Here is an 18,405-nt window from a genome sequence, read left to right on the forward strand (position 1 = left end):
GGACCGTGCCACGAGTGCGGGGACCGTGCCACGAGTGCGGGGACCGTGCCACGAGTGCGGGGACCGGACCACCGCCGCTGGTCGGGAACGACTGCCCCACGAGATGGGGGGATCGGTCACGAGAGCAGGGGTTGTTTCCCCTGATCTCGTCCGTCTTCCCCTGATCTCGCCGCGGCGAAGATGCGCAGGAGGGGCAGACAGGCCTGGACGGCCGCGAGCTCGTCAGCCTGGGTCAACTACAAGCTTATCAGCCTCGGTCGGCCGAGTGCGCCTCGACCTGGGTCGGCCGAGTGGGCATCAGCCCTGGTCGGTCGAGGGGCGCGTCGCACGGCGCGGGCCGCGGCGCGACGCTCCCGAACCGGCCGGGCGCTGCACCGGCGCACCGCTGCTCGCGTGCCCGCCGCCCTGGCGACCACCGGTCTGCCCGGCCCCGCCATGACGACCGCCGCCCTGGCCGGCGCCGCCCGAGCGACCGCCGCCCTGCTGCGCGGCGTCCCGGCCGCCTCGGCCCGCGCCCTGACGCGCACCCTGCCAGTTGCCGTGCTCGACGAGCGGGGCCTGCCCACCGGAGCGACCACGACCTCGGCCACGACCTCCGCGCCGCCGACCACCACCCGAGCCGGAGCCCGAACCACCGCCGGAGCCCTGGCCGGCGCGGCCACCGCCCTGGCCACCCCGCGCGCCACCACCGGCACCGGGGCCGCCGCCCGCACCAGCACCCCCGCCGGCGCCACCACGCCCCCCGGCCGCCGGCACCTCGGCCACCGGGTTCTCCTTCGCGCTGCCGTCGGCGATCTCGGCGAGGACGCCGTCGCCCGGTCGGACCCGGTGCAGCGTGGGCCGGATGCCGGCGGCACGCATGAGGGTGCGCACGTCAGAGGTCTGGGCGTCGGTCGACAGCGTGACCACGGTGCCCGACGCGCCGGCGCGAGCGGTGCGCCCGGAGCGGTGCAGGTAGGCCTTGTGCTCGGTGGGCGGGTCGGCGTGGACGACGAGCGCGACGTCGTCGACGTGGATCCCCCGCGCCGCGATGTCGGTGGCGACCAGCGTGGGGGCCGATCCCGAGTGGAACGCCTCGAGGTTGCGCTGCCGCGCGCCCTGGCCGAGGTTGCCGTGCAGCTCGACGGCCTGGTGCCCGCGCGAGCCGAGCTGCTTGGTCAGGCGCTTGGCCCCGTGCTTGGTGCGGGTGAAGACGATCGCCCGCTCAGCCTTGCCGGCGAGCTCGGCGACGACGTCGATCCGCTCGTCGTCGCGGACCTGCAGCACGTGGTGCGCGGAGGTGGGGGGCGGCGCGGTGGCGGAGTCGGCCTCGTGGACGACCGGGTCGGTGAGGTACTTCTTCACCACCACGTCGACGCCGGCGTCCAGCGTGGCCGAGAACAGCTGGTGCTGGGCGGCGCGCGGGACGGTGTCGAGGATGCGGCGGACCATCGGGAGGAAGCCCATGTCGGCCATGTGGTCGGCCTCGTCGAGGACGACGATCTCGATCCCGTCGAGCCGCGCCTCGCCCTGACCCATGAGGTCGAGCAGGCGGCCCGGGCAGGCGACGAGGATGTCGACACCGGAACGCAGCGCCGTGACCTGCGGGTTCTGGCCGACCCCGCCGAACACGGTGCGGGTGGTCAGGCCCGCGGCCTTCGCCAGCGGGTCGAGGGTCTCGGTGATCTGCAGGACGAGCTCGCGGGTCGGCGCGAGGATGAGCGCGCGCGGGCGACCGCCGGACGTACGGCGGGGCCGGTCGACGGCCGCGAGGCGCCCGACGAGCGGGAGGCAGAACGCGTAGGTCTTGCCCGAGCCGGTGCGGCCGCGGCCGAGCACGTCGCGTCCCGCGAAGGAGTCCGCGAGCGTGGCGGCCTGGATGGGCGTGGGGGTCGTGATGCCGGCGCGCTCGAGCACGGTCAGCAGGTTCTGGGGCACGCCGAGGCGTGCGAAGGCAGTCGTCATGGAGGGGGTGATGTCCGTCCGTCGTCGTCCCCGTCCGGGCGCTCGTCCCGCGCAGGTCGCGACGGGGGCGCTGGCGGCGGGTGGTCCCGCGGCGCCGGCAGCCCGGGACGAGGAGTGCACGGACTGCGGGTCCAGACTACGTCACACGGGCACCCCGGGGGACGGCAGCGAGACCGAGGTCTCGCTGCCGGCGGTCACCCGCGGGGCGCGCTCGTCGCACGCGCGGGCCACCCGTCGAGACGCGAACGCCCCGCCGGACCGCACCCGCGCAGCCCTGGTTCAGTCGTCGGCGGGCCCCATGAGGTGGAAGACGGCGCCCTGGTCGTCGGCGACGGCGGCGAGCCGCCCGTACGGGGTGTCCCGGGGCTCGACGACGACGGTCCCCCCGATCTCGACGACCCGGCGGACCGAGGCGTCGGTGTCGGGGGTGCCGAAGTAGATCGCCCAGCGCGAGCGCACGTCCGGCCAGTCCTGCAGGCCGGTGATCCCCGCGCCGCCGTCGGGCGCGTCGCCGAGGACCGTGTACGTCAGCTCCTCGGAGCGCTCGAGCTCCCGGCAGTCCCAACCCAGCGCGTCGCCGTAGAAGGTCACGGCGGCGTCGTGGTCGATCGACGCCAGCTCGAACCACACCGGCGTCCCGTTGCCCGGCTGAGCCTGGACGCCCCTGAGGATCTCGGCCTCCCACAGGCCCACCTCACCGTTCGTGGGATCGGTGAGGACGGCGAACCGCCCCCACGACGCCGACGCCTGCGGCGGCACGAGCACGGTAGCCCCGGCCGACTCCGCCGCCGTCACGCTGCCCTCGAGGTGGTCGGTGGCGAGGTAGACCGACCACCGGCCGGACCCGCCCTCGTCGATGGGCCGGAAGCCCGCCACGCGCTCGCCCTCGAGCAGGCCGAACGAGAGCTTCTCCCCCGCCGGCCGGTTGTGCTCCCACCCGAACAGCCGACGGTAGAACTCGGCCGCGCGCTCGGTGTCGGGGACGCAGAGCTCGATCCAGGCGGGGTCGCCCGTGCCGTAGCTGCGCGGGCGCGCGGGGGCCGGGGCCTCGCTCTGCCCGGTCGGCTTACCGGTCGTTCGTGACGTGGCCAAGACGGTCCTCCCAACGGCGCCCCGGGACGGGACGCGAGCGGTCGCTGTCACATCCAGCCTATGCCGCTGGGCCTCGGCCCCGCCGACCGCTCCTCGCCCGCCCAACCGCTCACCTCTCGCCAGATCACCCCTCGGAATGGCATGATCTCCCCAACCTGACGATCGGTTCACCTTTGGCGGACGGGCCCACGAGCCCCTCCGTCGGAACCGAGAAGGACGACACGACGAGGGAGTCGACGCATGACGGTGAGTGAGCGACCCGCGACCGGGCGGGGTCTGGACAAGGTGGTGGGCTCGGCGGCCGAGGCCGTCGCGGACATCGGGTCGGGGTCGTTGCTGGCGGTGGGCGGGTTCGGTCTGTCGGGCAACCCGTCGTCGTTGATCGACGCGCTGCTGGCGCAGGGCGCGGACGACCTCACGGTGGTGTCGAACAACTGCGGGATCGAGGGCGTGGGGCTCGGCGTGCTCCTCGGCGCGGGGCGGCTGCGGAAGATGGTCGCCAGCTACGTCGGGGAGAACAAGGACTTCGAGTCGCAGTACCTGGGCGGGACCCTCGAGGTCGAGCTCAACCCGCAGGGCACCCTCGCGGAGCGCCTGCGCGCGGGGGGTTCCGGCGTCGCGGCCTTCTACACGCCCACGGGCGTGGGGACGCAGTTCGCGCTGGGCGGCCTGCCGCAGGTGTACAACGCGGACGGGTCGGTGGCCAAGGCGTCGGCGCCCAAGGAGACGCGGACGTTCGTCGTCGACGGGGAGCCTCGCTCGTACGTGCTCGAGGAGGCGATCCGGGCGGACTTCGCGCTCGTGCACGCGCTCGTGGCGGACCGGCACGGGAACCTCGTGTTCAACAAGTCCTCGCGGAACTTCAACCCGCTGGCCGCGATGTCCGGGAAGGTGACGATCGTCGAGGCCGAGGAGATCGTCGAGCCCGGGGAGCTTGACCCGGACGACATCCACCTGCCGGGGGTGTTCGTGCACCGCCTGGTCCACGCGCCGGCCACCGAGGGGTCGAAGCCGATCGAGAAGCGGACCGTGCGCACCGAGAACGAGGAGGCCTGACGAGATGGCGTGGAGCAAGGAGCAGATGGCCGCGCGGGCGGCGAGCGAGCTGAGCGACGGCGACTACGTCAACCTGGGGATCGGGCTGCCGACCCTCGTGCCGAACTACCTCCCCGCGGGCGTGGAGCTGAGCTTCCAGTCGGAGAACGGGATCCTCGGCGTCGGGCCGTTCCCCTACGAGCACGAGGTCGACCCGGACCTCATCAACGCGGGCAAGCAGACCGTGACGGTGCTGCCGGGCGCGGCGTTCTTCGACTCGGCGATGTCGTTCTCGATGATTCGCGGCGGGAAGATCGACGTGGCGATCCTCGGCGGCATGCAGGTCTCGGCCGGCGGGGACCTGGCGAACTGGATGATCCCGGGGAAGATGGTCAAGGGCCCGGGCGGCGGCATGGACCTGGTCCAGGGCGCGCGCCGGGTCGTGGTGCTCATGCAGCACCAGAACAAGGCCGGCGAGCCGAAGATCCTGCCTACCTGCGACCTGCCGCTGACCGGCACCGGCGTGGTCGACCGCGTCATCACCGACCTCGGCGTCCTCGACGTCACCGACGACGGCCTCGTCCTGATCGAGCTCGCCGACGGCGTGACCGTGGACGAGGTCGTGGCCGCCACCGGCGCCGACGTCACCGTGGCCGAGCACCTGCGGGCCACGGCATGAGCGCGGCGAGCACCGTAGGCGCGTCAGGGCCGGAGAGCACGGACACGCGCACGACGACGACCGGCGCCGCCCAGGGGGCGGGCGCCTCGCCGGACGACGTCGTGGTCGTGGGCGCGGCACGCACGCCGTTCGTGCGGTTCAACGGTCAGCTGGCGACCCTGTCCGCCGTCGAGCTGGGTGCCACGGCGATCCGCGCGGCGATGGGCCAGGCGGGCGTGTGCGGGGAGGCCGTCGACGTCGTGCTCATGGGCCAGGTGCTCCAGGCCGGTGCGGGGCAGAACCCGGCGCGGCAGGCCGGGCTCGCGGCCGGGGTCCACCCGGGCGCGCACGCGACGACGATCAACAAGGTCTGCCTGTCCTCGCTGGCCGCGATCATCGACGGCGCCCGGCTCATCCGCCTCGGCGAGGCCGAGGTCGTCGTCGCCGGCGGCCAGGAGTCGATGTCCCAGGCCCCCCACCTGCTCGGCGGGAGCCGCAAGGGGTGGGCGTACGGGGACCGCACCGCGGTCGACCACCTCGCCCACGACGGCCTGACCGACGCGGCCTCGGGCAACGCCATGGGGCTGGACACTGACCGCTACAGCGCGGCCGACCACCCGGGCCTCACCCGCGAGCAGCAGGACGCCGTGGCCGCGGCCTCGCACGAGCGGGCGGCCGCCGCCCAGGAGTCGGGCCGGTTCGACGCCGAGATCGCGCCGGTCACCGTCACGGGCCGCAAGGGCGACACGGTCGTCGACGCCGACGACGGGCTGCGCGCCGGCACCACCCCCGAGTCCCTCGCGCGGCTGCGGCCGGCCTTCACGCCCGAGGGGTCGATCACCGCGGGCAACGCCTCCCAGATCAGCGACGGCGCGGCCGCCCTGGTCCTCGCCCGCAGGTCCACCGCCGAGGCCAACGGGTGGGCGGCCCTCGCGACCGTGCGCGCCTCCGGCCAGGTCGCCGGCCCGGACTCCTCGCTGCACGACCAGCCCGGCAACGCGATCGCGGCCGCACTGGAGCGGCAGGGCTGGGGGGTCGACGACCTCGCCCACGTCGAGATCAACGAGGCCTTCGCCGCGGTCGCCGTCGCCAGCGCCGGCGTGCTCGGCCTGGCCCCCGACGACGAACGGATCAACCCCCACGGCGGGGCCATCTCGCTCGGCCACCCCATCGGCGCATCCGGTGCGCGACTGGCCGCGCACGCCGTGCACGAGCTCGTGCGCGCCGGGACCGGCCGCGCGGCCGTGGCCCTGTGCGGCGGCGGCGGGCAGGGCGACGCGCTGCTGCTCGAGCGCTGAGCGGGGCGCGGGGCAGGTCGGCTCAGTCGCTGCCAACCTGCTCCGCGACCCACTCGAGCTGCGCCTCGAACCCGGCCTGCGTGCCGTCGAGCATCCCGCCGAGGAACGGGACCGCGACGCCGGTGAAGCGCTCGCTCTGCACGATCTGCGTCCCACCGTCGACCTCCTCGAGCTCCCAGACGTGCACTCCGTCGACGATGCCGCGGACCCCGAACGTCCCGCGCCAGCGCAGCTCCTCGCCGGGGCTCACCTCGAGGACGACGGGCGAGAAGTCCATCGCGTCGCCGTCGACGGGCTGCACCGTGATGCCGAGGGTCGCGCCCTCGACGAGCTCGCCGTCGAGCCGCACGAGGAACGGGTCCCCGGTCCGGTCGGGTCGGGTGAGGACCTCCCACACCTCCTGCGGCGAGGCGTCGACCCAGCGCTCGGCGCGCACCTCGCGAGCACCGACCAGGCCGGTCCCGGTGAGGACGGCGCCGGCCACGACCGCGACGGGGATGGCCACCGCAAGGAGCCGTCGCACGGGTCGCGTGGATCCGCCCCGCCCTGCCCTCGCGCTGGTCCGGTGACCGTCATCGCCCACTTGCGACAACTGTCGCATCTCGCTCATGCGACAACTGTCGCAGTAGGGTGCGAGCATGTCAACAGACCCGCGTCCCTCCCCCACGCGCCGGACCGCGACGCCGGAGCTCGTGCGCGCCGCCGTCATGGCCCTGCTGCAGACGGGCGGCTGGCCGGGCGTCACGCATGCCGCCGTCGCCGCCCACGCCGGCGTCCACCGCGCTACCGTCTACCGCCGGTGGCCCAGCCGGGCCGACCTCCTGCTCGAGGCGATCACCGACGCCGCGAGCCGACAGATCGACGCCGAGGCGACCGACGACCCCCGGCGCGACCTCGCCGCGCTCCTGCGCCGCACCGCGGATGGCGTCACGCGCTATCGGGTGGTCATCGACGCGCTGCTCGGAGCCCGCGCCGAGTCCGACGAGGTGAACGTCGTCGTCGGGCAGTGGTTCGACGCCCGCGAGGCGGGTTTCGGCGCCCTGCTCGCGCACCATGCCGACCGCCTGCCGGGGGTTCCGGACCACGTCCCGCACGCCTTCACGCTCGGCATGGGTGCGGTCTGGGGTCAGCTCGTCCTCCGTCGTCGACCGGCCTCGAGCCTCGACGCCGATGCCGTCGCCGCAACGCTCGTGCAGGCGCTCACGACACCGACGACGTCCACCTGACGAACGCACCCGTGATTCCAACCGCTGCAGACCCGCCCGCTGTCGCAGATCCCTGAGACGATCCGTCGGTGCCCGGATACGCAGTCATCGACCTCGAGACGACGGGGTTCTCCCACCGCAACGACCGGATCATCGAGATCGCCGTCGTCCATCTCGACGACGACGGCAGGCGGGAAGCCGAGTTCGAGACCCTGATCAATCCGATGCGGGACCTCGGGCCCCAGCACATCCACGGGATCCGCGCCTCCGACGCACGCCTCGCGCCCGAGCTGCACGCCGTCGTGCCGACCATCGTCGATCTTCTCGCCGGCAGGACGCTCGTCGCCCACAACGCCGGCTTCGACGTGCCGTTCCTCGCGGCACAGCTGGCCCGCATCGATGTGCCCGTCGCTCTGTCGACCTCCGGAGCGCTGTGCACGAAGGTGCTCGCGGGAACGTTCCTCGCGGGCGTCCGGCCGTCGCTGGAGTCGTACTGCGACGAGTACGGGATCGCGATCGACGGTCACCACCGAGCGCTCGCCGACGCGCGCGCGACCGCCGATCTCCTCTGGCGCTACGCGGACGAAGGCGCACGCGAGCTCCCGTACTGGCGCTCCGCACAGGGCGTCGCTGGTCGGACGGCCTGGCCACGTCTCGACGGAGTACGTGTCACCCCCGTCGTGCGAGGCGCGGGCTCCCGCTCCGCGGGCGTGCCCACCGGGACCGGCGACCTCGAGTCGGCGGCAGTGCCGAACGACGGATCGTCGCCGCAGGAGTCCGAGCACTTTCTCGCGCGCATCGTCGACGAGCTGCCCGAGCTCGGTCGGACCGAGGCCGAACGCACGTATCTCGCGACACTGGACCGCGCACTGGCGGACGGAGTGCTCACGCATGCCGAGCGCCTCGAGCTCGGTGAGGTCGCCCGCATGTGCGACCTTGCACCGGCGACCGTCGCCCGGATGCACGTGGATCACGTCGAGGCGATGGCGGTCACGGCCTGGGAGGACGGCTACGTGACCGAGAAGGAACGTGTCGACCTCCGCCGGGTGGCACGAATGCTCGAGGTGCCCGAGGCGAAGGCTGCCCTCTCGCTTCTCAACCCCCCGGAGCAGTCGACCGTTCCGTGGGGCGGGGAAGGTGGTGCCACGACCTCGCCGGCCCGACAGGTGTCGTCGAGCCCGGCGGCGACTCCGCAAGGTGCGACGCCGGATGCCGGAGCCTCACCGTCGGTGACCCTGGCTGCCGGCGACCGCGTGGTCTTCACCGGCCAGATGCGACGTGGACGTGACGAGTGGGAGGCCACCGCCGCCAAGCGGGGCCTGATCCCCGCCCACGGGATCACGAAGGCGGTACGACTGCTCGTCGCTGCCGACCCGGACACTCTCTCCGGAAAGGCGCGAAAGGCCGAGAAGTACGGCATCCCGATCGTCGACGAGCGCACGTTCGAGGACATGCTCGAGGCCCTGGCAGGCTGACCGACCTCGGGATTGCCGCTTCACGTCCGAGACTTCCACAACGCTCAGTACTTGCGCACCGGTCTCGAACTGGACAACCTGGACCGATCCCCCTACGACCGCGACGAACGGAATGACGTGACGACGAACGAGCCAGGCACGCCGCCCACCGGCGCACCCACGGCCGACGACACAGCCACCACCGACCACACGATCGCGCTCCCGGGCGTACCCGACGACCTCCCCGAGACGGTCCATCTGCCCAGCGAGGTGCTGATCGCGGACGACGACTCCGACGACGAGATCGCCGACAAGCTCCGCGCCCACGGCGTCCGCATCGGGTGGGGACTCGTGGCGCCCCGGGTGTTCTGGCCCGCGCTCGTGGTCATCCTCGCGGTCGCGATCATGGCCGTGACCCTCCCGGACACCACCAGCGACGTCTTCACGAGCGTCCAGACGTGGATCACGACGAACCTCAGCTGGTACTACATGCTCGCGGTCGGCGCCTTCGTCGTCATCGCGATCGGCATCGGGCTGTCGAAGTACGGCCGCATCACGCTGGGCCACGACGGCGAGAAGCCCGAGTTCGGTCTCCTGTCCTGGTTCGCGATGCTCTTCGCCGCCGGCATGGGTATCGGCCTCGTCTTCTACGGCGTCGGCGAGCCGCTGACCTTCGCCACGACGGAGCCGAAGCCCGGCTGGAGCGGTGACGAGGCCGAGATGTCGGCGCACGCGATGGCCCAGACGTTCCTGCACTGGGGCCTGCACCCCTGGGCGATCTACGCCGTCATCGGCCTCGCCCTCGCCTACGCGATCCACCGCCGTGGCCGCCCGGTCTCGATCCGCTGGGCCCTCGAGCCCCTGTTCGGCGACCGGGTCAAGGGCTGGACGGGCGACATCATCGACATCCTCGCCATCTTCGGCACCGTCTTCGGCGTCGCGACCTCGCTCGGTCTCGGCGTCGGTCAGATCTCCGCGGGCATGGCCGGGATCGGCATCGTCGACGAGGTCGACAACACGCTGCTCGTCATCCTCATCATCGGCATCACCTTCCTCGCCACGCTCTCCGTCGTCAGCGGCCTCGGCGCCGGCATCAAGATCCTGTCCAACGTCAACCTCTCGATCGCCGGTCTGCTGCTCATCAGCCTGCTGCTCCTGGGCCCGACCGTCTTCCTCCTGCAGAACTTCGTCGAGTCGCTCGGCGCCTACCTCGCCGGGGTCATCGGCATGACGTTCGACGTGGGCGCCTACTACCGCGGCGAGGGCGCCTCCACCTGGTACCAGGACTGGACGATCTTCTACTGGGGCTGGTGGATCTCCTGGTCGCCCTTCGTCGGCGTGTTCATCGCCCGCATCTCGCGCGGCCGGACGGTCCGTCAGTTCATCGCCGGCGTCCTGCTCGTCCCGACGATCGTCGGCTTCCTCTGGTTCTCCGTCCTCGGCGGGACGGGTCTGTTCCGGCAGTTCTTCGGCGAGGGCGACCTCGTCGAGAACGGCGAGGTCGGCGTCGAGGCAGTTCTGTTCCAGGTGCTCGGCGACCTGCCGATGGGCCAGGTGTTCTCGATCGTCGGCATCCTGCTGGTCGCGATCTTCTTCATCACGTCCTCGGACTCCGGGTCCCTCGTGGTCGACATGCTCGCGTCCGGCGGGCACCCGAACCCCCCGGTCTGGTCGCGCGTGCTGTGGGCGGCGCTCGAGGGCCTTCTCGCCGCCGCGCTGCTCCTCGCCGGCGGGCTCGGAGCGCTGCAGTCGGCGGCGCTCGCCACCGCCCTGCCGTTCAGCATCGTCCTGCTCCTCATGGCGTGGGCGACCATCCGAGCACTGCGCATCGACTCCCAGATCCTCGAGCGGGAGGAGCTCATGCAGCGCATCGGCACCGCCAGCGAGCTCACCCGCATGGAGATCGCCGGGAAGATCGACAAGCTGCCCCAGCTCGAGCGGTTCGTCGACAACCGGATCGACTACCGGATCTCCCGCAGCCGGGGGATCTTCGACCGGCGCGAGGGCGGCCCTGCCCGGAGCTCGAGCGGCGGCAAGGAGCGTCGCGAGGACGACGGCAGGGAGCGCGGCAAGGGTCGGCGCGGGAAGTCTGACGGCTGACGGTCGCGCGTTCCGGGCCGGGTCGGACCTCCTCGGGGTCCGGCCCGGCCCGTCCGGTTCAGAGCAGCTCGCGCACGAGCGCGAACAGCGCGACGAGGACGATGATGCCGCGCAGCACGACGGACGGCAGACGCTTCGCGACGTCGGCCCCGAGGTAGCCACCCACGAGCGAGCCGACGCCGATCGCGGCCGAGGCGACCCACACGACGTCGGCGTCGCCGGTGAAGAACGCGACCGTGTAGAACAGCGCCGCCACGAGGTTGACGATGACGCTGAGGAAGTTCTTCACGCCGTTGACCTCCGCGAGCGGCTTCCCGGTGAACGACCCGAGGATGCCCATGTAGAGGATCCCCTGGGCGGCCGTGAAGTAGCCGCCGTAGATCGAGGCGCCGAACATCGAGGCCTGGAGGCCGCGCGAGCCGTACGGTCCGCGGTCCTGCCGCGCGAGGGTGTCGCCCGCGGCCGCGCGACGCTCACGCCGGCGACCGACCGCGCGCACGATCACGGGCTGGAGCACGACGAGCAGGATCGCGGCGACGATGAGGAACGGGACGACGACCTGCAGCGCCCCGGGCGGCGAGACGAGCAGCATCGTGGCGCCGACCGCCGCGCCGAGCGCGGACATCAGCATGAGAGGCCTGAGGGACGGCCCCTCCTTCGCCAGGTCCTTGCGGTAGCGCAACGACCCGCCGACGGCGGAGAACAGGATGCCGATCGTGTTCGTCACGAGCGCCGACGCCGGCGCGAACCCGAGCGAGAGCAGGGCGGGCAGCGTGATGAGAGACCCCGAGCCCACGGCGCCGTTGACGGCGCCCGCCGCCACCGCCACCACGGCGAGCAGCGCCAGCTCGGTCAGTTCCATCGGTCCTCCGGGTCGATCCCGACGCACACCGTAGTCCGAGCCGGGATCCCGCCCCGTCAGTGCCCGCGGAAGGCCTCCTGCAGCCACCACGCGCCGCCGTCGTTCGCGATCTTCGCGTCGACGACGAGGGGCCGGTCCCGATCACCGGTCACCCACTCGCGCACCGCCTCGAGATCGCCGACCCCGCGCACGACGACACCCTCGGCACCGAACCCGCGGGCGATCGCGGCCACGTCGACGTCGGGGAAGGTCACGGTCGACATGTCGGCGCCGGTCGGTCCGTCGTCGTCGACCCCGAAGTGGTGGACCTCGGCGCCGTAGGCGGCGTCGTCGTAGACCACGACGACGAGGGGCAGGCGCAGCCTGACCGCGGTCTCGAGCTCGGCGACGGCCATGAGGAACCCGCCGTCGCCGGTGCCGAGGACGGGCAGCCGGTCGGGGCGGGCGAGGGCGGCGCCGATCGCCGTGCCGAGGCCGAGCCCGATCGACTGGAAGGCCTGGGTGAAGCAGAAGCCGTTCTCGTCCGGGACGGACAGGTACTGGCTCGGGTAGCCCATGAAGTTGCCGGAGTCGATCGAGACGATCCGCTCGGCGGGCAGCAGGTCGTCGAGCGTGCGGGTCAGGGTCCGGGCGTCGATCCGCTCCCCCGTCGAGGCGTCCTCGAACGGGACGTCCCGCCAGCGCGAGCCGAACGCGATGCGGGCCCGGACCTCGTCCGTGCGGTAGCCGGTCCGGGTGGTCCCGCGCCGCTCGAGCTCCTCGGTCACGGCCGTGGCGGTCTCGGCGGCGTCGCCGAGCACGCCGAGGTCGATCGGCCGGTTCGCGCCGAGGGCCTCGTCCTCGACGTCGACCTGGACCACCGTCGTGCCCCGCGAGATCAGCCGCCCGTGGCGCATCGTCCACATGTTGAGGGTGCAGCCCACGCCGACGACGAGGTCCGCGCCGGCGATGTGGTCCGCCGTCGTCGGCGAGGAGAAGCCGCCCGAGATCCCCAGGTCGAACGGGTCTCCCTCGAACAGGCCCTTCGCGACGGCCGAGGTGGCGAGGAGGGCGCCGGCGCGCGCCGCGAGGAGACGGAGCTCCGGCCCGGCCCCGCGGGCGCCGCGGCCCGCGACGAGGACCGGCCGCTCCGCCCGCTCGAGGAGGTCCGCCAGGCGGACGACGGCGTCACCGGACGGCCGGACGGCCTGCGGGGGTGCGACGTCGAGGAGGGTGGGGTCGACCGGCGGGGCGGGCTGGGCCTGGACGTCGAGGGGCAGGTTGAGGACCACCGTGCGGCGCTGGTTGCGGGCGGTGCGGAACGCGCGGACGACATCGGTCAAGGCGCTCGCGGCGGAGTGGACGCGGTCCGGGACGGCTCCGCCGGAGCGGGCGAGGCCCGGCTGGTCCATGGCGAAGTTCGAGCGCACCGCTGCGGGCGCGGTCTCGGCGGCGAGCACGATCATCGGCGTCCGGGACTTCGCCGCCTCGACGATCCCGGTCACCGCGTTCGTCAGCCCGCAGCCCTGGTGGACCGAGACGAGGGCGACCTGGCCGGACATGCGTGCGTACGCGTCGGCCATGACGGCGGCGCCACCCTCGTGCCGGCTCGCCGTGAACGGCACGCCGTAGGTCCGCAGCGCGTTCGTCACGTGGAAGTTCCCCGAGCCGACGACGCCGAAGCAGTGCCCGGCGCCCAGCCGCGCGAGGGCCCACCCCACGAGGTCGGCCACGGTCGAGCCCGCGGGGAGGTCGGGTGCGCTGATCGGATCCATCGGGGACCGCCTGTCGTCGTCGGGGGCGTGGGGTGGACGGGCCGCCCGTGGGCGGTCGCGCCTCGTGGCCTGTGAACTTGTGAGACGGGGGAGCCACGGGGACCGCCCCGCCCTATGGTGACGCGTGTCGCACAGTGCCGTGCCCGCGTTCGCGGGACGGACACACCTCACCCCCCGGAGGAGATCCATGTCCGAGCAGCGGGAGCTCGTCAGTCCGACCGAGCTCCATCCGACCCCGGGCTTCAGCCACGTGACCGTCGCGCCCCCCGGTCGCACGATCTACGTGGCCGGCCAGGCCGCCCTCGCTCCCGACTTCTCGATCATCGGTGGCGACGACCTCCGCGAGCAGACCGTCGCCGCCATGCGCAACCTCGAGATCGCGCTGGCCTCGGTCGGGGCGGGCCTCGAGCACGTGGTGCGCCGCACCGTCTTCACGACCCGGCCCACCGAGCACGCCGTCATCACCGACGGCATCGAGGAGGTCCAGGGCTCGAGCGAGCACCCGGCGCAGTCGATCGTCGGCGTGACGGGGCTGGCCGTGCCCGGCATGCTCGTCGAGATCGAGGTCACCGCCGTGGTGCCCTGAGCACCGCGGCACCGCAGCACCGCAGCACCGTCCTGTCCGGGCCCGTCCGCCCGCACCGTCCCGTCCGCGCACCGGCACCAAGGAGATCCGCATGACCGAGCAGGCCCGCCCGTCCGTCCTCGCCGCCCTCACCGAGGCGCTGACCTCCGGTGCGGTCGAGATCGTCGACCTCACCGCCCCGTTGACGAGCTCGACCCCGATCCTCGAGCTGCCCGAGCAGTTCGGGCAGACCGCCAGGTTCGAGCTCGAGGAGATCAGCCGCTACGACGACCGAGGGCCGGCCTGGTACTGGAACAACTTCCGCACCGGCGAGCACACGGGCACGCACTTCGACGCCCCGAACCACTGGGCGAGCGGCAAGGACGGAGCGGACATCGCCTCGGTCCCCGTCGGCGCGCTCGTGGCACCGGCGGTCGTCCTCGACGTCACGGCGGAGGTCGCTGCGGACCCCGGGTACGTGGTCGGGCGCGAGCAGGTCGAGGCGTTCGCGAAGGAGACCGGGCTGCCGAACGGTGGCTGGCTGCTCGTGCGGTCCGGCTGGTCGTCGAGGCAGACCCAGGAGGAGATGATCAACCGGACCGAGGACGGCCCGACGTCCCCGGGGCTGTCGGTCGAGGCGGCGCGGTGGGTCGCCGAGGAGACGCCGCTGCAGGGGCTCGGCGTGGAGACCGTCGGGACCGACGCCGGGGCGGCCGGCGGGTTCGACCCGCTGTTCCCGTGCCACCACTTCTTCCTCGGCAACGGCAAGTACGGGCTCTCCCAGCTGCGCAACCTCGACCTGCTGCCGACCACCGGGGCCGTGATCGTCACGTCGCCGCTGAAGATCGTCGGCGGGTCCGGGTCCCCGACGCGCGCGCTCGCTCTCGTCGAGCGCTGAGGCGCGTCGAGGTCCGACGGCGGGGCGGGCGAGCCGGACGGGGCCGGGCTGGGCCGATCGTCGTGGCCGAGAGTGCGGTTCGGAGCCCCGCGTACCGTGGTGGCATGCCCGACGGACACCTCCTCTTCGACGGCGACTGCGGGATCTGCACCCGGCTCGCCGCATGGCTCGGCCGCCGCGGTCTGGGCTGCGGGATCGAGCCGATCCGGCCGGCGCGCCTGGCGGAGCTCGGGGTCGATCCTGACCGTGCGACGCGCGAGATCCCGTTCGTCCTTCCGTCCGGCGAGATCCGGTACGGCGCCCGGGGCATCGCCGCCGCGCTCGCGACGGGTCCCGCCTGGCTGCGCGCGGCCGGGGCCGTGATCGACGCCCGACCACTTCGACCGGCCGCGGCGTGGGTCTACGGCCTCGTCGCACGGAACCGCGGACGGCTGCCGGGCGGCACCGCGGCGTGCGAGCTGCCCGCGGGCGTCGGCGGTCGCAGCGCCGACCTCACAGGTCAGGTGCCGACCACACCGACGCCGTCGGCTGCGTCAGCGCACACCGTGTGAGGTCGGGGGTACGGGAACCCCGGTCGCCCGACGGCGCCCCGGATCGTCACCCCACGGTCGCCCGTCCGAAACGTGAACGATTCGTCCGCGTTACCGACGGCGCTCCTGGTGACTCGGTTCACCGCCTGTTGGTGCGCTGGGTCCTTACCCCCGGCGGCCGGACCCGGAACACTGGAGGCATGAACACGCCCCACCTGCCCTCCTTCGACGAGGTCAAGCCCGTCGACAGCTGGCTCACCGACATGGACGGCGTTCTCGTTCACGAGGAGAGCGCCCTGCCCGGCGCTGTCGACTTCATCGACGCGCTCAAGAGTGCCGACCTGCCCTTCTCCGTGCTCACCAACAACTCGATCTACACCCCGCGCGACCTGCGCGCCCGTCTGCTCGCCTCGGGCCTGGACATCCCCGAGGAGTCCATCTGGACCTCCGCCCTCGCGACCGCCGAGTTCCTGCGCACGCAGCGCCCCGGCGGCACCGCCTACGTCATCGGCGAGGCCGGCCTGACCACCGCCCTGCACGAGGCCGGCTACACGATCACCGAGCGCGATCCCGCATACGTGGTGCTCGGCGAGACCCGTACCTACTCGTTCGAGGCCATCACCCGCGGCATCCGACTCATCGAGAACGGTGCGCGGTTCATCGCCACCAACCCGGACGTCTCGGGCCCCTCGCCCGCCGGCACGCTGCCCGCGACCGGCTCCGTCGCCGCCCTCATCACGGCGGCCACCGGCCAGACGCCCTACTTCGTGGGGAAGCCCAACCCGCTGATGATGCGCTCCGCGCTCAACCGCCTCGACGCCCACTCGGAGTTCACCGTCATGGTGGGCGACCGGATGGACACCGACGTGAAGTCGGGCCTCGAGGCCGGCATGCGCACGATCCTCGTCCTCACCGGCTCCACGCGGCCCGACTTGGTCGACCGCTTCCCCTACCAGGCCACCCGGGTCCTCGACTCGATCGCCGACGTCGTCCCCCTCGTCGGGAAGCACGCCCGCATCGTGGCCGAGCCCACCGAGAAGCCCACCTCGCTCACCGACCGCCTCCGCGGCGTCAAGTAACCCCGAGCAACTCCCCCACCGCCCCCGCCCGACGGGCGCCCGAGCCACCGGCCGGGCGCCCGTCGTCGTTCCAGGCGCCGTCAGAGCTGGGCGGTGAAGTGCTCCGCCATCGCCGGGTGGTACTCGGCGAAGTCGACGGCCGTCGGATCGCCCCCGCTCTCGGCCGCGAGCAGACGGTCCATGTAGAACTCCCACCCCGGCCCGACGTCGCCGACCATCGCCGGGTCGAGGTCGAGGTGGGTGAGGGTGACGAAGCAGGCCTCGACGTCGGGCTGGAGGTCGATCGCGAGCTCCCAGGCACCCTCGCCGACCGAGCGCACGACGAACCGCTCGGGCGCCCGGCACTCGACGACGTCCATCGGCATCGTCGGGTGGCCCTCCTCGGCCAGCATCGTCACGTCGATGCGGCCCGACGCCGGATCGCCGTCGTAGGGCCCGTACCAGCGGGCCAGCCGGTCGCTCGTGGCGAGGTTGTACCAGGCCACCGACTGCGGGACCGGGAGGCGTCGGGAGACCACGAGGTGGACCCGCCCGGGAGTCGTGCCCGGCGTGACCGTCCCGGTCGCGCGGGGGGCCGGCAGCCCGGACGGCCGCACGGCGGCGCGGGCCTCGTCGAGCCGCTGCTGGGCGCGCAGGAGCCGGGGGTCGTCGGGCGCGAGCGGCGCTCCGTGGGAGTGCCCCGCATGGTCATCGGCACCGTGGGAGTGCGTGTCGTCGTGGCCGCCGGCCGCCTCGCCGTGACCGTGCGCGTCGCGGCCGTCCGGCGAACCCGGCCTGTCGTCGTCGGGGGGGCTCGCCGGGCGGGTGTTGTCGCCGTCGTGGGGCATGAGAGCACGCTAGCCGGGCGGGACGGGCATACGCTCGTCCGCATGAAGCACCGCTACCTCGGCCGTTCGGGCCTGAAGATCTCGGAGATCACCTACGGCAACTGGCTCACGCACGGATCCCAGGTGGAGAACGACGTCGCCTCCGCGTGCGTCCGCGCCGCCCTCGACGCCGGCATCACGAGCTTCGACACCGCCGACGTCTACGCGAACACCGCCGCCGAGTCCGTCCTCGGCGAGGCGCTGGCCGGCGAGCGCCGCGAGTCCCTCGAGATCTTCACGAAGGTGTACCACCCGACCGGGCCCAAGGGTCCGAACGACTCCGGGCTCTCGCGGAAGCACATCATGGAGTCGATCGACGGCTCGCTGCGCCGGCTGCGCACCGACCACGTCGACCTCTACCAGGCCCACCGCTACGACGTGGAGACGCCGCTCGAGGAGACGATGCAGGCGTTCGCGGACGTCGTGCGGCAGGGCAAGGCCCTCTACATCGGCGTGAGCGAGTGGACGGCCGAGCAGATCCGCGACGGCGTCTCGCTCGCCCACCAGCTCGGCTTCCAGCTCATCTCGAGCCAGCCGGAGTACTCGATGCTCTGGCGCGTCATCGAGGACGAGGTCGTCCCCACCTCCGAGGAGCTCGGCCTGTCCCAGATCGTGTGGAGCCCGATGGCGCAGGGCGTCCTGTCCGGCAAGTACCTCCCGGGCGCCGAGGCGCCCGCCGGGTCGCGCGCCGCCCACGAGTCGACGAAGAAGGCGATCTCCCGCTGGATGACGCCCGAGGTCCTCACCCGCGTCCAGGAGCTGCGCCCGCTCGCCGACGAGGCCGGGCTGACGATGTCGCAGCTCGCGATCGCGTGGGTGCTGCAGAACGAGAACGTCGCCGCGGCGCTCGTCGGCGCCTCCCGCCCCGAGCAGGTCACGGAGAACGTCAAGGCCGCCGGCGTCCGGCTCGAGCCCGAGCTCATGGCCCGGATCGACGACGCGCTCGGGGACGTCGTCGAGCGCGATCCCGCCCGCACCGCCGAGCGGACGCCCGCAGCCAGGCTCAGCTGATGGCGCGCGGTGCACCGGCACACGGACGCCCCCCGAGCAGCACCGGACGAGGGC

The 18,405-nt window shown here is 73.0% G+C and carries 17 protein-coding genes; 11 read left to right on the top strand and 6 right to left on the bottom strand.

Features of this window, described 5'->3' with window-relative positions; all coding sequences use genetic code 11:
- Window positions 1–297 precede the first annotated feature (297 nt).
- Complete coding sequence (locus ACPYO6_RS05605) at window positions 298–1,944, bottom strand: DEAD/DEAH box helicase (RefSeq protein ID WP_425713913.1); 1,647 nt, start codon at window positions 1,942–1,944, stop codon at window positions 298–300.
- Window positions 1,945–2,223: 279 nt separating this feature from the next.
- Complete coding sequence (locus tag ACPYO6_RS05610) at window positions 2,224–3,036, bottom strand: VOC family protein (protein ID WP_425713914.1); 813 nt, start codon at window positions 3,034–3,036, stop codon at window positions 2,224–2,226.
- A gap of 240 nt (window positions 3,037–3,276) precedes the next feature.
- On the opposite strand from ACPYO6_RS05610, the gene ACPYO6_RS05615 reads away from it, so the two are divergent.
- The 3 genes from ACPYO6_RS05615 to ACPYO6_RS05625 are packed head-to-tail and all read left to right on the top strand — an operon-like array spanning window position 3,277 to window position 6,027.
- A complete protein-coding gene (locus tag ACPYO6_RS05615; RefSeq protein WP_425713915.1) occupies window positions 3,277–4,092 on the top strand; it encodes a CoA transferase subunit A in 816 nt (271 codons plus the stop codon).
- A 4-nt stretch (window positions 4,093–4,096) separates the two neighbouring features.
- The gene (locus ACPYO6_RS05620; RefSeq protein ID WP_425713916.1) at window positions 4,097–4,750 is read left to right on the top strand and encodes a CoA transferase subunit B; all 654 of its coding nucleotides are present in this window, start codon (window positions 4,097–4,099) and stop codon (window positions 4,748–4,750) included.
- The gene (locus ACPYO6_RS05625) at window positions 4,747–6,027 is read left to right on the top strand and encodes an acetyl-CoA C-acyltransferase (protein WP_425713917.1); all 1,281 of its coding nucleotides are present in this window, start codon (window positions 4,747–4,749) and stop codon (window positions 6,025–6,027) included. The genes ACPYO6_RS05620 and ACPYO6_RS05625 overlap by 4 nt, the downstream gene beginning before the upstream one ends.
- Window positions 6,028–6,049: 22 nt before the next feature.
- Here ACPYO6_RS05625 and ACPYO6_RS05630 read toward each other — a convergent pair whose 3' ends face one another.
- The gene (locus ACPYO6_RS05630) at window positions 6,050–6,532 is read right to left on the bottom strand and encodes an SRPBCC family protein (protein ID WP_425713918.1); all 483 of its coding nucleotides are present in this window, start codon (window positions 6,530–6,532) and stop codon (window positions 6,050–6,052) included.
- A 133-nt stretch (window positions 6,533–6,665) separates the two neighbouring features.
- Between ACPYO6_RS05630 and ACPYO6_RS05635 the strand changes: the two genes are divergently transcribed.
- From ACPYO6_RS05635 to ACPYO6_RS05645, 3 genes are all read left to right on the top strand, one after another.
- Window positions 6,666–7,253: a TetR/AcrR family transcriptional regulator gene (locus ACPYO6_RS05635; RefSeq protein WP_425713919.1), complete on the top strand. Its 588-nt coding sequence runs from the start codon at window positions 6,666–6,668 to the stop codon at window positions 7,251–7,253.
- Between the two features lie 68 nt (window positions 7,254–7,321).
- On the top strand, window positions 7,322–8,707 hold the full coding sequence (locus ACPYO6_RS05640; protein ID WP_425713920.1) for an exonuclease domain-containing protein: 1,386 nt from the start codon (window positions 7,322–7,324) through the stop codon (window positions 8,705–8,707).
- Between the two features lie 117 nt (window positions 8,708–8,824).
- Complete coding sequence (locus ACPYO6_RS05645) at window positions 8,825–10,786, top strand: BCCT family transporter (RefSeq protein WP_425713921.1); 1,962 nt, start codon at window positions 8,825–8,827, stop codon at window positions 10,784–10,786.
- Window positions 10,787–10,844: 58 nt separating this feature from the next.
- On the opposite strand, the gene ACPYO6_RS05650 is transcribed toward ACPYO6_RS05645, so the two are convergent.
- Both ACPYO6_RS05650 and ACPYO6_RS05655 read right to left on the bottom strand, forming a co-directional pair.
- Window positions 10,845–11,648 (bottom strand): sulfite exporter TauE/SafE family protein, encoded by an 804-nt coding sequence (locus ACPYO6_RS05650; RefSeq protein WP_425713922.1) that lies wholly within the window; start codon window positions 11,646–11,648, stop codon window positions 10,845–10,847.
- Between the two features lie 56 nt (window positions 11,649–11,704).
- Entirely contained in the window at window positions 11,705–13,402 is a 1,698-nt protein-coding gene (locus ACPYO6_RS05655; protein ID WP_425713923.1) for a thiamine pyrophosphate-binding protein, read from the bottom strand.
- A gap of 187 nt (window positions 13,403–13,589) precedes the next feature.
- On the opposite strand from ACPYO6_RS05655, the gene ACPYO6_RS05660 reads away from it, so the two are divergent.
- From ACPYO6_RS05660 to ACPYO6_RS05675, 4 genes are all read left to right on the top strand, one after another.
- Window positions 13,590–13,988: a RidA family protein gene (locus ACPYO6_RS05660; RefSeq protein WP_425713924.1), complete on the top strand. Its 399-nt coding sequence runs from the start codon at window positions 13,590–13,592 to the stop codon at window positions 13,986–13,988.
- A 91-nt stretch (window positions 13,989–14,079) separates the two neighbouring features.
- The gene (locus tag ACPYO6_RS05665) at window positions 14,080–14,865 is read left to right on the top strand and encodes a cyclase family protein (RefSeq protein WP_425713925.1); all 786 of its coding nucleotides are present in this window, start codon (window positions 14,080–14,082) and stop codon (window positions 14,863–14,865) included.
- A gap of 104 nt (window positions 14,866–14,969) precedes the next feature.
- The gene (locus ACPYO6_RS05670) at window positions 14,970–15,416 is read left to right on the top strand and encodes a thiol-disulfide oxidoreductase DCC family protein (RefSeq protein WP_425713926.1); all 447 of its coding nucleotides are present in this window, start codon (window positions 14,970–14,972) and stop codon (window positions 15,414–15,416) included.
- A 179-nt stretch (window positions 15,417–15,595) separates the two neighbouring features.
- Window positions 15,596–16,474 (top strand): HAD-IIA family hydrolase, encoded by an 879-nt coding sequence (locus ACPYO6_RS05675; RefSeq protein ID WP_425713927.1) that lies wholly within the window; start codon window positions 15,596–15,598, stop codon window positions 16,472–16,474.
- A gap of 80 nt (window positions 16,475–16,554) precedes the next feature.
- On the opposite strand, the gene ACPYO6_RS05680 is transcribed toward ACPYO6_RS05675, so the two are convergent.
- Window positions 16,555–17,301: a hypothetical protein gene (locus tag ACPYO6_RS05680; RefSeq protein WP_425713928.1), complete on the bottom strand. Its 747-nt coding sequence runs from the start codon at window positions 17,299–17,301 to the stop codon at window positions 16,555–16,557.
- Window positions 17,302–17,343: 42 nt separating this feature from the next.
- Here ACPYO6_RS05680 and ACPYO6_RS05685 point away from each other — a divergent pair, with 42 nt between their 5' ends.
- Window positions 17,344–18,351, top strand: coding sequence for an aldo/keto reductase family protein (locus ACPYO6_RS05685; RefSeq protein WP_425713929.1), 1,008 nt, complete (start codon window positions 17,344–17,346; stop codon window positions 18,349–18,351).
- Window positions 18,352–18,405: the final 54 nt, after the last annotated feature.

The sequence above is a fragment of the Georgenia sp. Z1344 genome (assembly GCF_049856295.1).
GTDB lineage: Bacteria > Actinomycetota > Actinomycetes > Actinomycetales > Actinomycetaceae > JB111.